Source organism: Pseudomonas sp. JC1203 (assembly GCF_056175065.1).
This window is the reverse complement of sequence record NZ_JBWCAM010000027.1, coordinates 1-14,338: the sequence shown is the minus strand read 5'-3', so window position 1 is coordinate 14,338 and position 14,338 is coordinate 1. Positions and strand designations below refer to the sequence as shown.

Sequence of the window (14,338 nt, the reverse complement as noted above, 5' to 3'; positions counted from 1 at the left end):
TACTGGGGAATACACTATGTCCACATTGATCAGCGCACTTCCATGGTTGCTACAACCCCCCGCCGACTTCTCCGTGCACTGCCGCGGTTTAACAGCAGATACCCCCGAACTGGGCCGAAGTATTCAAGCGCTGGCCAATTGCGCCATGGACGGCAACCAACTGCAAAAGCTCGCCAATGCCATTGGCAAGTTGCAGGCACGTGACGCTTCCCTGGCGCCGTTGACGCCGCTGCGGCTGGGTATCCTGGGCAACGGCACCCAGGATTTTGTCGCTGCGGCCCTGGTGGCCAGCGCCGCGCGGCACGGCCTGGCGTTGCAAACGGTGAAGGGTGAATACGACCAGGTGCTGCAGGAAGCCAACGAGGAGCACTCGACGGTCAATGCCTTCCAGCCCCAGGCCGTGCTGATTGCCGTGGACTACCGCGCGCTGCCGTGGCAGCCCACGCCGGGTGATGCCGGCACGGCGCTGGCCAACGTCGAAATGGCCATGAACTACCTGCAAAGCGTGCGCGACGCGGTGCACCGCCACAGCGGCGCAGTGTGCATCGTGCAAACCCTGGCGGCGCCGCCGGAAACCCTCTTCGGCAGCCACGAGCGGCGGGTGCCCGGCACCCCGCTGTGGCTGGTGGACGAATTCAACCGGCGCCTGGTGGACAGCCTGGCCAAGGGCGAAGACCTGCTGCTGGACGTGGCGCAACTGGCGGCCACCGTCGGCCTGGACGCCTGGCACTCGCCGGCGGAATGGAACATGGCCAAGCTGCCGTTCGCCAGCGACTGCCTGCCGCTGTACGCCGACCATCTGGCGCGGCTGCTGGCGGCCTGGCGCGGGCGCAGCCGCCGCTGCCTGATCCTGGACCTGGACAACACCGTGTGGGGCGGGGTCATCGGCGACGACGGCCTGGAAGGCATCAAGGTCGCCCAGGGCGACGCCACCGGCGAGGCGCACCTGGCGGTGCAGCGCATGGCGCTGGCGTTGCGCGAGCGCGGCATCGTGCTGGCGGTGTCGTCGAAGAACACCGAGGAAATAGCCCGCAAGCCGTTCCAGGAACACCCGGAGATGCTGCTGCGCGAAGAGCACTTCGCCGCCTTCCAGGCCAACTGGCAAGACAAGGCCACCAATATAAAAGCCATCGCCGAGTCGCTGGCGCTGGGCCTGGACGCCATGGTGTTCCTCGATGACAACCCGGTGGAGCGCGGCCTGATCCGGCAGATCCTGCCCCAGGTGGCGGTGCCGGAACTGGAAGAAGACCCGGCGTCCTACGCGCGCACCCTGGCCGCCGCCGGCTATTTCGAGGCGGTGCTGTTCTCCGAGGAAGACCGCAAGCGCGCCGCGCTGTACCAGGAAAACGCCCGGCGCATCACCCTGCAGCAGCAGGCCGGCGACGTGAACGCCTACCTGGCCTCGCTGGACATGGAAATCGTGTTCAAGCCGTTCGACGCCATGGGCCGCGCGCGCGTGGCGCAGCTGATCAACAAATCCAACCAGTACAACCTCACCACGCGCCGCTACACCGAGGCCGACGTGCTGGCCGCGGAGCAGGAGGCGGGCACGCTGACCCTGCAGGTGCGGCTGATCGACCGCTTCGGCGACAACGGCATGATCAGCGTAATCATCTGCCGCCCCTCGGCGCCCGACACCTGGGCCATCGACACCTGGCTGATGAGCTGCCGGGTGCTCGGCCGGCAGGTGGAAGACAGCGTGCTGTGCGAGATTCTGGCCCAGGCCCGGCAACGCGGCATCACCCGCCTGGTAGGCGAGTACATCCCGTCGGAACGCAACATGATGGTGCAGAAGCACTACCAGAAGCTGGGCTTTGCCCAGGTGGGCGAGGAGCCCAACGGCACCACGTTGTGGGAGCTGAGCACCGACGTCGAGAAATCGGCACCGCTGATGCGCGTACGGCACGAAAGCGCCTGACCCACCCACTATAAGAAACACGGAGCAGGCTGATGGACGATAATCCGAACGAGGGGCAAAAACCCAGGCTGCCGCGGCGCGACCTGGTGCTGATACCCATGCTGGTCGGCGTCACCCTGGCGGTATTGCTGGGTGCCGGCGAGGGCCTGGCGCGCTATTTCTACCCGTCGCAGCAGCTGGACAGCTGCCAGGTTCCCGACGACATCATGGGCACCCGCTTCAAGCCCGACTGCACTTCCAGCACCAAGGCCCCCGAAGGGCCGTGGGTGACCAACCACTACAACGACTGCGGTTACCGCTCCTCGGGCAGCTGCGCCAGCAAACCGGCGGGCGCGTTGCGCATCGTGGCGTTCGGCTCGTCGCTGACCCAGGGCTACCTGGTGCCGTACGAGCAGTCCTACCCGGTGCGAGTGGGCGCCAGCCTGGCCACGTCCTGCCACCGCGCCATCGACGTGCAGGACGTGGCCAGCATCGGCTACAACTGGAACCGCGCCAAACTGGACTTCGATGAGGCGGTGAAACTGGCCCCAGACCTGCTGATTACCAGCATCGTGCCGTTCGACCTGGAACGCGACCCTGCCGACTTCGAGGCCAGCAGCGCGCCCGCGGCGCCGGCCCCCGAGCCGCCGTTGCTGAACCGCATTTACGTGGCCATCAAGGAACAGGCGCGTTCGGCGTACGTTGCCCAGTACTTCTACTTCAAGAACGCCGAGGCCTTTACCGACCTTTACCTGCACTACGGCGAGAAGGCCAACTTCTTGCGCACGCCGTTCACGCCGTTCTGGCAGAGCCGCCTGGACACCTATGAAAAACTCCTCGCCGACATGGCCGACCAGGCGCGCGCCGCCCACGTGCCGCTGGTGCTGGTGTACGTGCCGCAGCGCGCCCAGGTGGCGATGATCAGTGGCACACGCACGCCGCCCGGCGTCGACCCTTGGGCGTTCAGCCGGGCCATTGGCGAGATCGCCCGCCGCCACGGCATCATCTACGTCAACACCAGTGATGATTTCAGCCATCTGAAAAACGCCGCCGACCTGTATTACCCGGTGGACGGCCACCCCTCGGGTGCAGGCCATGCGGTGATCGCCGATGCCGTGGTGCAGCGGCTGGTGGGCCTGCCCGATGACCGCTTTGCCAGCTGTGCCACGGGGTCGGCCACGGCCGCCCTGCAGCCGAGGACCGAGCCATGAACGTACCGTCATTCGAGTTTCTGGGGTTCGCGGCCATTGCCGCGCTGGTGTTCAACCTGTTCCTGGCAGCGGGCTGGCGCCAGGCGGTGCTGCTGGCCACCAACCTGGTGTTCTTCGCCAGCCTTGTGCCCAGCGCCACTGCCTGCGTGCCGTTCGTGCTGTTCCTGGCATTCGGCTTCGCGTTGATGCGCCTGGTGCAGCGCACGCCGGGGGCTGACCACCGGCTGCTGTTCGCAGGTTCGGTGCTGGCCATCGTGCTGGTGTTCGCCTGGCTGAAGAAGTACGGGTTTTTCCCCTCGGGCATGTTCCTGGCGTTTCCCTACGCCACCATCGGCCTGTCCTACGTGTTCTTCCGCGTGCTGCACCTGGTCATTGACGCGCGCGGCGGCACCTTGCCACCGATCACCGCGCTGGGCTACATCAACTACACGTTGAATTTCACCGCGCTGATCTCCGGGCCGATTCAGCGCTACCCCGATTACAAGGCGCAGGCCGATACGCTGTCGCGCCCCGACCTGATCATTGCCGGGCAGGGCGTGGAGCGCATCTTCATCGGCTTCTTCAAGGTGTTCGTGCTCTCCCACGTGCTGCACGACATGCAACTGCAGGCGCTGGCGTTGTTGCCGCAAACCCCGGGGCTGTGGGGCACGGCGGCCCAGGGCGTGATCATTGCCGTGAGCTACCCGCTGTTCCTGTACTGCAATTTCTCCGGCTACACCGACGTGGTGATCGGCGTGGGCTATTTCTTCGGGTTCAGGTTGCCGGAGAACTTCAACAAGCCCTTCATCGCCGAGAACTTCATCAACTTCTGGGGCCGCTGGCACATGTCGCTGTCCAACTGGTTGAAGACCTACGTCTACAACACCGTGCTGATGAGCCTGATGGAGCGCTTCCCGGCGCGCAGCGTCGAGCCGTTCCTGGGCGTGCTGGCGTTCTTCGTGACGTTTTTCCTGGTGGGTATCTGGCACGGGCAAACCTCGGAGTTCGTCATGTTCGGCCTGTTGCAGGGTGGCGGCGTGGCGGTGAACAAGCTGTACCAGATCCAGATGGCCCAGCGCCTGGGCAAGAAGCCCTACAAAGCCTTGTGCGCCAACCCGCTGTACGTGATTGCCGCGCGCGGGCTGACCTTTGCCTGGTTTGCCTTCACGCTGTTCTGGTTCTGGGCCACCTGGGCGCAGATCGGCGCCTACTATGCGGCGCTGGGCTGGGCCGGCACACTGCTGGTGTGGGGCCTGGTGTGGCTGGGTGCGTCGGTGGTGATCGAGGTGGTGCGCAGGCTGTGGGCGCTGGTGCTGCTGCTAAAGGCCGGCGGCTCGCCGCTGGCGCAGTCGCGGTACACGCGCACGGTGGCGGTTACCGTGGTGGCGACGCTGACCACGGTGTTCATCCTGCTGGCCAACTCACCGGCACCGGATATCGTCTACAAGACGTTCTAGCCCCTGCGGTGCACCCTGATGACGCGGCCTGGCGGCCGCTGCTACGGGAGCAGTGTGGCGATTACGGCCGCCGCCATCCGCGCCTGCAACGCCTGCCCCTGCGCCGTCAGGTGAATGCGGTCGCTGGCGAACAGCGGCGGCGGGTAGGGGCCGGCGGGGCGGTTGAACGCCGGCTCGCTGGCCCAGTCGATCACCGCGTCGCAGCTGTCCAGCGGCGCGCGGAGGGCGGCGTTGACCACCATCAGGGTGCTGTTGGCGCGCGGTTCGGCGCTGCGGATCACGTCGGCCACGCACACCACCTTGGCCCCGGCCTTGTGGGCCAGGGCGGCACCGCGCCGGTAGGTGGCGATGATGTCGTCGGCGCTTTGCCCGGATTGCTGGTCGTTGTAGCCACCTTGCAGAATGACGATCTTGTTTGGCGAATGGCTCGCGGCCAGATTGGGCAGTGCGTATTGCTCCCATAAACCCACGGCGCCTGCCAGCCGGCCGCCATAGCGCGCGGCATTGACCAGCTGGATATCGTCGCGGCCCAACTGGCGAATCATCTGCTGCGGCCAGCCTTGCTGGAACGGCGCGCCGCTGCCATCGGAATGGCTGTCACCCAGCACCACGATCACCCCGCCCGTGGGCGCCGGCAGGCCGAAGGTCTGTGCCAGCGAGGCGTTCAACGCGACACGCGTGTCAGCGTCCAGCGGCCAGGGCACGATGATCGCCGCCGACATATTCACCAGCCCCGAGCGATCGCCGCCGCTCAGGCCCAGGCTGCCACCGGCCAGCGGCGTGACATTGCCGCCGGGGGTGGTTGTGGAAGTGCCGAGCATGTCCAGGGTCTTGCCTTGGGCGTCGGCGCTGCAAACAATGACCGCCGGGGTCTCGGTAGGCACCACGGCGGCGTAGGCGTTGTCGCCCGCGCCGTCGCAGGCGGTGGGCCGCGGGCTGTAGTGGGCGAATTCCAGGCCGGCATTGCGGTCGGCGATATCGCCCACGGTGACGAAACCCACCGGCGCGAACGCCGAGGTGGCCGCGCCGATCACCGCCAGGGTGAAGTGGTTGGCCGCCAGGGTCACGCTGGTGGGCAGGTTCATGTAGGTGTTGGCCGGGTCCCATTCGCCGGCACCGGCGTGGGCGTCGAACAGCACCGCGCGGCTGTTGCCGTGGCGGCGTTCGGCACTGAGCACGGGGCGCAGGGTGGCATCGGACTGAGTGGCATCGTTGCTGCCGCCGCCCTGGTCGTGCCACGTCGTGATGCGGGTGAGGGCGTCGGCTGCCAGCGTGCCGTCGGCGAGGAAGTGCAGCGCCTTGCCTTCTGCGGTAATGGCCGGGCCTTTGTAGCAACGGCTCAGGAGGTGCGTGCCGTAGGCGGTGGGACGCAGCACGGCCAGGGTGAACTGCGCGCCGCTGCCGTGGGTGGAGGAGGCCGTTACAGGCTCGGGCCCCAGGCAGTCGTGCAACAGCGGTTGGGTGACGCTGACCTCGGCGATGCCGGTACCGGCCGTCACCTTCGCGACGCTGACCGTGGCGCCGCCGGGCAACGCCAACGTGTCGCCAGCCTGGTAGCCGCTGCCGGCCACGACCGGCGTGGCGCCGGTGACATACAGCCCGATTACATCCAACGGCAGCGGCGCCGCCTGCACGCCGAGGCTCGCCACCCACAACCACGCCAGCACACAGGGTTTGCAAGGGCGCGCCATGGCCACCTCCACAGTCAAACCAGCAGCGTAGCAGCTGGGCCTTGTGGGAGCTGGCTTGCCCGCGAGCTTTTGGGGGCGCCACACCGCGGGGGCCAGCCCGCGCCCCCCGGCACAACCCCGCCCCGGAGCCGCGGGCCCGGGTGGGCCGGGGCTTCCCCCCGAGCTTTTCGGGCCTCAACAGCTCGCTGGCACGCCAGCTCCCACAGGAAGCGAAGCGCAGCCCGTAAAGGTCACGCGCTTTGCAGCCGTTCCCTGGCCCAGTAGCGCGGGTCGTCCATGACGCGGTTGTCGCTGTGCAGGTGGCCGGGCATGCGTGCCTGCAGGTAGTCGATCCATGACTTGATCTTGGCATCGACGAAACGCCGCGACGAATACAGCGCATACACGTTGCGGTCAGGCGCCTTGTACGCCGGCAGCACCCGTTGCAGGGTGCCGGCCTTCAACGCATTGGCGGCAATGAAGCTGGGCAGCAAGCACAGGCCCATGCCGGCCACGGCGCCCGATAGCAATGCATCGGACAGGTTGACCCGGAACGTCTCGCCCGGGGTGAAGCTTTCCTCACCCTTGGGCCCGACCAGGCTCCAGGTGTCGTCGCGCAAGGGCAGGGCCAGGCGCAGGCAGGTGTGGTGCGCCAGGTCGTCGAGGCTGCGCGGCGTGCCGTGCCGTTGCAGGTACTGCGGCGCGGCGCAGATCACCCCGCAGAAACGCCCCAGCGGCTGGCCGACCATCTCGGAATCGGGCAGGTGCTCGGACAAGGCAATGGCCATGTCGAACTGCTCTTCCACAAGATTCACCGGCCGCCGCTCCAGGGTCAGGTCCAGCGTGACCTGGGGGTGCAGGCGGGTGTAGTCGGGCACCAGCGGCATCAGGCATTCCAGGCCGAACTCGGTCACCGCGTGCACGCGCAGGCAGCCGCTGGCGGTCAGGCAGGCCTCGCCGGCTTCCAGGGTGGCGTCGTCGATCAGCGCCAGGATTTCCCGGCAACGCGCAAGGTAGCGCGTACCCACCTCGGTCAACGAGCGCGAGCGGGTGGTGCGCTGCATCAACCGCGCCTTGAGGATGTTCTCAAGCTCGGTGACCGAGCGTGATGCCTGGGCGGTGGAGATGCCCAGGCTGTGCGCGGCAGCGGTGAAGCTGCCGGTTTCGGTGACTTTGACGAACGCCTGCATCGCGTTGATGAGATCCATTGGTTAAACCCTTGCTGGCAATAGGCTTCAACCGCTGCCGGCCAGCGCCGTGATGCTGGCCTTGCAGGTGTGAAGCGATTCTATGAACAGGTTGGCGCGCGCCTTGAAGCGCGCGGTGGGGGCGACGATGGCCACGGCATGGGGGCCGGCAAACGTGGGCACCAGGATGGAACAGGCACTGATGCCGGTGACGAACTCCTCGTGGTCGAAGGCGATCCCGGTCTGGCGAATGCCGGTCATCTCCGCCAACAGCGTGGCCAGGTCATGGGTGGCCGGGGTCAGGCGTGGCAGCGCCTGGCCCAGGCAGTCGGCGACCTCCCGGTCGGTCAGGGTCGACAGCAACACCTTGCCGTCGGCCGTGGCGTGCATGGGCATCGGCTGGCCCACCGGGAACACCACACGCAGCGGGTGCTCGGCCACCACCCGGTCAATCACCGAGGTCTGGCCTCGGCGCATGCACGACAGGGTCACGCTTTCCTGCACCGCCTCGCTCAACTCGTCCAGCGCCTTGTGGGCGATGGTGACGATGTCCACGTGCGTCTGGTGGACCATTTGCGCGAACGCCGGCCCCAGGCGAAAACCGGTGCCCGGGCGCACCGGCTCCACCAGCGCCTCGCTTTCCAGTGCCGCGACGATGCGCTGCACGGTGGAGCGCGCCAGGCCCACCTGCTGGGCAATGGCCGCCAGGCTCAGGCCCTTCGGGTGCTCGCCCAGGATGCGCATGATGGCGCTGGCGCGGGCAATCACCTGGATGCCGCCTGCGCGTGTCTCGTCGATGTCGTGTTGCTCTTTCACCTGGCCTTGCCCTCGCAAATGTGTCGCGGCTGCCTGCCAGCCGCCAAGGATGGGGGCCGAGTGTACAGATTCATCGTCTTCTGCTGCAGCGCGACCTGTGGTTGCGTCATCGCCGACAACCACATTATGATACAACGAATCGCATCGTGGTTATTTTTTCATCCCTTTAATGTTCCCTGGCGGCTTCCAGCCGACAGGAGGACGCGTGGGTTACACCTGGAGAACGAACATGAAGATCAGTCCCAACCGCAGTCGTTGGTGCGCCTTGCCGCTGTCGGCCCTGCTGCTGTGCGCCTGCAAGGAGGCCCAGCCGCCTGCCGATGTGCGCCCGCCGGAAGTGGGCGTGGTGACCTTGAAGAGCCAGCAGGTGCTGCTGAGCAGTGACCTGCCGGGCCGTACTTCGGCCTACCGCGTGGCGGAAGTGCGCCCGCAGGTCAGCGGCATCGTGGTCAAGCGCCTGTTCGAAGAAGGCGCGGTAGTGAAGAAGGGCCAGCAGCTGTACCAGATCGACCCGGCCACTTATGCCGCTGCCGTGGACAAGGCCCAGGCCAACCTCGACAGCACCCGCAACCTGGCCCAGCGCTACCAGCGCCTGCTGGAAAGCCGCGCCATCAGCCGCCAGCAGTACGACGACGCCGACGCCAACTACCGCCAGGCCCAGGCCGACCTGAAAACCGCGCGCATCAACCTGGAGTACACCAGGGTGCTGGCGCCAATCGACGGCCGTATCAGCCGCTCCGCCGTCACCGAGGGTGCGCTGGTCAGCAACGGCCAGGCCGATGCGCTGGCCTCGATCAACCAGCTGGACCCCATTTATGTCGATGTCACCCAGGCGTCCACCGACATGCTCAAGCTGCGCCGCGAACTGGATTCCGGGCAACTGACCATGGCCGGCCCCGACCAGGTCAAGGTGCAGCTGCGCCTTGAGGACGGCACGGCCTACAGCGAGGCCGGCGCGCTGAAGTTCTCCGAAGTGACGGTGGAACCCACCACCGGCGCCGTCACCCTGCGCGCGGCCTTCGCCAACCCCAGGGGCATCCTGCTGCCGGGCATGTTCGTCCACGCCACGCTGGCCGAAGGCGTGCGCGAGGACGCCATCCTGGTGCCGCAACAGGGCGTAACCCGCGACCTCAAGGGCGAAGCCACGGCGCTGGTAGTGGGCGCCGACAGCAAGGCCGAGCTGCGCCAGCTGAAGAACCTGCGCGCCATTGGCAACCAGTGGCTGGTGGAATCGGGCCTTGCTGCCGGTGACCGGGTGATCACCGAAGGCGTGCAGCGCGCCCGTCCGGGCATGAGCGTGGCGGCGGTGGCGGCGCAAAACGTCGACGTTGCAGCGCCCCTGGCCAGCGCCGCCCGGTAATGGCGGCGTCCCCTTTCTTTCAAGGTAACTGCGTAAATGGCTAACTTTTTCATCAACCGGCCGATCTTCGCCTGGGTGGTCGCGATCGTGATCATGCTGGCGGGCGGGCTTGCGATCCTCAAGCTGCCGATCAACCAATACCCCAACATCGCCGCCCCGGCGGTGAACATCACCGTGACCTACCCGGGCGCCTCGGCGCAGACCGTGCAGGACACCGTGGTGCAGGTCATCGAACAGCAACTGAACAACCTCGACGGCCTGCGCTACATGTCGTCGGAGAGCAACAGCGACGGCAGCACCAACATCACCGTCACCTTCGACCAGGGCACCGACCCCGACATCGCCCAGGTGCAGGTGCAGAACAAGCTGCAACTGGCGACCCCGCTGCTGCCCGAGGAAGTGCAGCGCCAGGGCCTGCGCGTGGCCAAGTACCAGGTCAACTTCATGTTGATCGTGGGGCTGTACTCCGAAGACGGCTCGATGGACGACTTCGACATCGGCAACTACATCGCGTCGAACATGAAAGACCCGGTGCTGCGCACCAAGGGCGTGGGTGACTACCTGATGCTGGGCGCGCAGTACGCCATGCGCATCTGGGTCGACCCGGAAAAGCTGGTGAGCTACCAGCTGACGCCCCAGGATGTGATAGACGCGGTGTCCTCGGAAAACGTGCAGGTGTCGTCCGGCTCGCTGGGCGGCCTGCCGACCCGCAAGGGCGTGCAACTGAACGCCACCATCCTGGGCAAGTCGCGCATGACCACCGCCGAGGAGTTCCGCGAGATTCTGCTGAAGGTCAACCCGGACGGCTCCCAGGTGCGCGTGAAAGACGTCGCCGACGTGGGCCTGGGCGCGGAAAGCTTCTCCATCTCCGGCACCTACAACGGCAAGCCGGCAGCGGCCCTGGCCCTGCGCCTGGCCACCGGCGCGAACCTGCTGGACACCGTGAAGAACGTGCGCGACACCGTGGCGCAGCTGCAACCCTACATGCCCAAGGGCCTGAAGGTAGTGTTCCCCTACGACACCTCGCCGGTGGTGGGCGCCTCGATCCATGAGGTGGTCAAGACCCTGTTCGAAGGTATCGTGCTGGTGTTCCTGGTGATGTACCTGTTCATGCAGAACCTGCGCGCCACGTTGATTCCCACCCTGGCGGTGCCGGTGGTGCTGTTGGGTACGTTCGGCGTGCTGTCGGCGTTCGGCTTCACCATCAACACCCTGACCATGTTCGGCATGGTGTTGGCCATCGGCCTGCTGGTGGACGACGCCATCGTGGTGGTGGAAAACGTGGAACGGGTGATGGTCGAGGATCACCTGTCGCCCAAGGAGGCCACGCAAAAGTCCATGGGCCAGATCCAGGGTGCGCTGGTGGGCATCGCCATGGTGCTGAGCGCGGTGTTCGTGCCCATGGCCTTCTTCGGCGGCGCCACCGGCATCATCTACCGGCAGTTCTCGGTGACCATCGTCTCGGCCATGGCCCTGTCGGTGCTGGTGGCCATGGTCTTTACCCCAGCCCTGTGCGCCACACTGCTCAAACCGGTCAGCCACGACCACCACGACAAGAAAGGTTTCTTCGGCTGGTTCAACCGCACCTTCGACCGTGGCGCCGACCGCTACAAGGGCGGGGTGGCGGCCATTGCCAAGCGCAAGGGGCTGTTCATGCTGGTGTGGGCGGTAATCGTCGCCGGCGTGGTGCTGCTGTTCCCGAAAATCCCCACGGCGTTCCTGCCCGATGAAGACCAGGGCACCATGGTGGTCCAGGTGCAGATGCCGCCGAACACGGCTGCCGGGCGCACCCAGGTGGTGCTGGACCAGGTGCGTGATTACCTGCTGAAGGACGAGCGTGGCATTGTCGACTCGGCCTACACGGTGAACGGCTTCAACTTCGCCGGGCGTGGGCAGAACTCGGGCATGTTGTTCATCGGCCTCAAGCCGTGGGAAGAGCGTGAAGGTCAAGACACCTCGATCTTCAGCCTGGCCGCGCGCCTGCAGAAGCTGGGCTCGGCCATCAAGGACGGCACCGTGGTGGCCATCGTGCCGCCGGCCATTCTCGAACTGGGTAACGCCAAGGGCTTTGACCTGTACCTGCAGGACAACACCGGCATGGGCCATGAAAAGCTGATGGAGGCGCGCAACAAGTTCCTGCAACTGGCCGCGCAGAACCCGCTGCTGATGAACGTGCGCCCCAACGGCCTGAACGACGAACCGCAGTACAAGGTGGTGATCGACGACGAGAAGGCGCGGGCGCTGCAGGTGAGCATCGCCGACATCAACGAGACCATGACCACCGCCTGGGGCTCCTCCTACGTCAACGACTTCGTCGACCGCGGGCGCGTGAAGAAGGTGTACGTGCAGGGCCAGATCGACTCGCGCATTTCGCCCCAGGACTTCGACAAGTGGTACGTGCGCAACAACAAGGGCGAGATGGTCAAGTTCTCGGCGTTCGCTTCGGGCTACTGGACCTACGGCTCACCGAAGCTTGAGCGCTACAACGGCATTCCGGCGGTGGAAATCCAGGGCGAACCGGCACCTGGGCACAGCACCGGCGAGGCCATGGCCGAGGCGGAGAAAATCCTTGCGCAGCTGCCCTCGGGCATCGGCATCCAGTTCACCGGTATTTCCTATGAGGAGCGCTCGGCGGGCTCCCAGGCACCGGCCCTGTACGCCATCTCGCTGCTGATCGTGTTCCTGTGTCTGGCCGCGCTGTATGAAAGCTGGTCGGTGCCGGTGGCGGTGATCATGGTGGTGCCGCTGGGTGTCATCGGTGCGGTCATCGCCACCCTGGCGCGCGGCCTGTCCAACGATGTGTTCTTCCAGGTCGGCCTGCTGACCACGGTGGGGCTGTCGGCGAAGAACGCCATCCTCATCATCGAGTTCGCCAAGGCCCTGCATGAAGAGCACGGCAAGCCGTTGCTGGAAGCCGCGGTGGAAGCGGCGCGCCTGCGCCTGCGGCCGATCATCATGACCTCGCTGGCGTTCATGCTCGGCGTTCTGCCGCTGGCCATTTCCAACGGCGCCGGCTCCGGCAGCCAGCACTCCATTGGCACCGGCGTGGTGGGCGGCATGGTCACCGCGACGTTCCTCGCCGTGTTCTTCGTGCCGATGTTCTTTGTGTTGATCTGCAACCTGTTCAGCAAGAAACCCGCGCAACAACCTGCGGCGGCGGTGGGAGAAGAAGCATGAAACACACAGGCTTGAAACTGGCCGCGCTGGTGGCGGCCATGGCGGTGGGCGGCTGTTCGCTGATCCCGGCGTACCAGCGGCCCGAAGCACCGGTGCCACCGCAGTGGGACGCCCCGGCGCAAACAGTGGCCGGGGGCACCCTGGCCAGCTGGCCGGTGTTCTTCAAGGACGCGCGCCTCAAGGAGCTGATTGGCCAGGCGCTGGAGAACAACCGTGACCTGCGCGTGGCGGCCTTGAACGTCGAGAAAGCGCAGGCGCTGTACCGCATCCAGCGCGCCGACCTGTTGCCCACCATCGGCGCCACGGTGGCGGGCGACAACCAGCGCACGCCGGCTGACCTGAGCACCACCGGGCGCACCCAGGTCACCCACGTCAACAGCGCCGGCATTGGCTTCACGGCTTATGAGCTGGACTTCTTCGGCCGGGTGCGCAGCCTGAACGAGGAGGCGCTGGAAACCTACCTGCAGGACGTGGACGCGCAGCGAAGCGCGCGCATCGCGCTGGTGGCGGAAGTGGCCAGCGCCTGGTACCAGCTGCAGGCCGACCAGCAACTGCTGGCCATCGCCCGGCAGACCCTGGCCAGCCAGCAGGACAGCTATGCGCTGGTGAAAAGCAGCTACGACAACCAGGTGTCCACCGAGCTGGACCTGAGCCAGGCAGAAAGCACCGTGCGCACGGCGCAGTCGAGCCAGGCCCAGTACACCCGCCAGGTGGAACAGGACAAGAACGCCCTGGTGCTGCTGGTGGGCAAGCCGCTGGCACCCGAGGTGTTCCAGGCGGTACAAGGCTTGCCGGCTGGCATGGACGAGAACCTGCCGGTGGGCCTGCCTTCCGACCTGTTGACCCTGCGCCCTGACATCCAGGGCGCCGAACACGCCCTGAAGGCGGCCAACGCCGACATCGGCGCGGCGCGTGCAGCGTTCTTCCCCAGCATCAGCCTGACCGTCTCGGCGGGCTCGGCCAGCAGTGACCTGGGCCACCTGTTCGCAGGCGGGCAGGGCGCCTGGAACTTCGCGCCGAGCATCAACCTGCCGATCTTCAACGCCGGCCGCAACCGCGCCAATCTGGACGCGGTCAAGGTGCAGAAGTCCATCGAAGTGGCCAACTACCAGAAGGCCATCCAGGTAGCCTTCCGCGAAGTGGCGGACGGCCTGGTGGCCCAGGGCACGTTGAACGACCAGGTGAACGCCGACAACCTGCTGGTGACGGCGAACATGCGCAGCTACCAGCTCGCCGACCGGCGTTACCAGGAAGGGGTGGACACCTACCTCAATAGCCTGGATGCACAGCGTAACCTGTTTGCCTCGCAGCAGACCCTGGTGCAAAGCCAGCTGGCGCGGCTGAACAACAGTGTGTCGCTGTACAAGGCGCTGGGCGGCGGGCAGTAAGCCGATCCTGCGTGGCGCCGTGCGGTGCGCGCAGGATTTCGTGCACTGAAGATTTTCAGCGTGGGCAAGGGCCTGCGCAGCCTGCGGCAGCGGCTACAGAACCCACCACGTCTTGTGGGAGCTGGCTTGCCAGCGAGCTTTTATGGCCCCAACAGCTCGCTGGCAAGCCAGCTCCCACAGGATGTAGCCGCAACTG

General features: G+C 66.3%; 9 protein-coding genes. 6 read left to right on the top strand and 3 right to left on the bottom strand.

Features of this window, described 5'->3' with window-relative positions:
- Positions 1-16 precede the first annotated feature (16 nt).
- The 3 genes from AC0SZ7_RS29020 to AC0SZ7_RS29010 are packed head-to-tail and all read left to right on the top strand — an operon-like array spanning position 17 to position 4,544.
- Complete coding sequence (locus tag AC0SZ7_RS29020) at positions 17-1,918, top strand: HAD-IIIC family phosphatase (protein WP_475507610.1); 1,902 nt, start codon at positions 17-19, stop codon at positions 1,916-1,918.
- A gap of 32 nt (positions 1,919-1,950) precedes the next feature.
- Positions 1,951-3,108: an SGNH/GDSL hydrolase family protein gene (locus AC0SZ7_RS29015; RefSeq protein WP_475507609.1), complete on the top strand. Its 1,158-nt coding sequence runs from the start codon at positions 1,951-1,953 to the stop codon at positions 3,106-3,108.
- Positions 3,105-4,544: an MBOAT family O-acyltransferase gene (locus tag AC0SZ7_RS29010; RefSeq protein WP_475507608.1), complete on the top strand. Its 1,440-nt coding sequence runs from the start codon at positions 3,105-3,107 to the stop codon at positions 4,542-4,544. Before AC0SZ7_RS29015 ends, AC0SZ7_RS29010 begins: the two co-directional genes overlap by 4 nt.
- A gap of 41 nt (positions 4,545-4,585) precedes the next feature.
- Here AC0SZ7_RS29010 and AC0SZ7_RS29005 read toward each other — a convergent pair whose 3' ends face one another.
- The 3 genes from AC0SZ7_RS29005 to AC0SZ7_RS28995 form a co-directional block, all read right to left on the bottom strand.
- Positions 4,586-6,235: an SGNH/GDSL hydrolase family protein gene (locus tag AC0SZ7_RS29005; protein ID WP_475507607.1), complete on the bottom strand. Its 1,650-nt coding sequence runs from the start codon at positions 6,233-6,235 to the stop codon at positions 4,586-4,588.
- 230 nt (positions 6,236-6,465) lie between these two features.
- Positions 6,466-7,422, bottom strand: a complete 957-nt coding sequence (locus AC0SZ7_RS29000) for a LysR family transcriptional regulator (RefSeq protein WP_475507606.1) — start codon at positions 7,420-7,422, stop codon at positions 6,466-6,468.
- Between the two features lie 27 nt (positions 7,423-7,449).
- Positions 7,450-8,217 carry an IclR family transcriptional regulator gene (locus AC0SZ7_RS28995; RefSeq protein ID WP_475507605.1) on the bottom strand — a complete coding sequence of 256 codons (768 nt, stop codon included), beginning with the start codon at positions 8,215-8,217 and terminating at the stop codon, positions 7,450-7,452.
- Between the two features lie 229 nt (positions 8,218-8,446).
- On the opposite strand from AC0SZ7_RS28995, the gene AC0SZ7_RS28990 reads away from it, so the two are divergent.
- The 3 genes from AC0SZ7_RS28990 to AC0SZ7_RS28980 are packed head-to-tail and all read left to right on the top strand — an operon-like array spanning position 8,447 to position 14,142.
- The gene (locus AC0SZ7_RS28990) at positions 8,447-9,577 is read left to right on the top strand and encodes an efflux RND transporter periplasmic adaptor subunit (RefSeq protein WP_475507604.1); all 1,131 of its coding nucleotides are present in this window, start codon (positions 8,447-8,449) and stop codon (positions 9,575-9,577) included.
- Positions 9,578-9,613: 36 nt separating this feature from the next.
- A complete protein-coding gene (locus AC0SZ7_RS28985) occupies positions 9,614-12,754 on the top strand; it encodes an efflux RND transporter permease subunit (protein ID WP_475507603.1) in 3,141 nt (1,046 codons plus the stop codon).
- Entirely contained in the window at positions 12,751-14,142 is a 1,392-nt protein-coding gene (locus tag AC0SZ7_RS28980) for an efflux transporter outer membrane subunit (protein WP_475507602.1), read from the top strand. The genes AC0SZ7_RS28985 and AC0SZ7_RS28980 overlap by 4 nt, the downstream gene beginning before the upstream one ends.
- Positions 14,143-14,338 lie beyond the last annotated feature (196 nt).

What these genes read in the sequence shown, in the direction of transcription:
- AC0SZ7_RS29010 (WP_475507608.1), top strand. Translation starts at nt 3,105, where the DNA reads ATGAACGTACCGTCATTCGAGTTTCTGGGGTTCGCGGCCATTGCCGCG.
- AC0SZ7_RS28980 (WP_475507602.1), top strand. Translation starts at nt 12,751, where the DNA reads ATGAAACACACAGGCTTGAAACTGGCCGCGCTGGTGGCGGCCATGGCG.
- AC0SZ7_RS28985 (WP_475507603.1), top strand. Translation starts at nt 9,614, where the DNA reads ATGGCTAACTTTTTCATCAACCGGCCGATCTTCGCCTGGGTGGTCGCG.
- AC0SZ7_RS29005 (WP_475507607.1), bottom strand. Translation starts at nt 6,235, where the DNA reads ATGGCGCGCCCTTGCAAACCCTGTGTGCTGGCGTGGTTGTGGGTGGCG.
- AC0SZ7_RS29000 (WP_475507606.1), bottom strand. Translation starts at nt 7,422, where the DNA reads ATGGATCTCATCAACGCGATGCAGGCGTTCGTCAAAGTCACCGAAACC.
- AC0SZ7_RS29015 (WP_475507609.1), top strand. Translation starts at nt 1,951, where the DNA reads ATGGACGATAATCCGAACGAGGGGCAAAAACCCAGGCTGCCGCGGCGC.
- AC0SZ7_RS28990 (WP_475507604.1), top strand. Translation starts at nt 8,447, where the DNA reads ATGAAGATCAGTCCCAACCGCAGTCGTTGGTGCGCCTTGCCGCTGTCG.
- AC0SZ7_RS29020 (WP_475507610.1), top strand. Translation starts at nt 17, where the DNA reads ATGTCCACATTGATCAGCGCACTTCCATGGTTGCTACAACCCCCCGCC.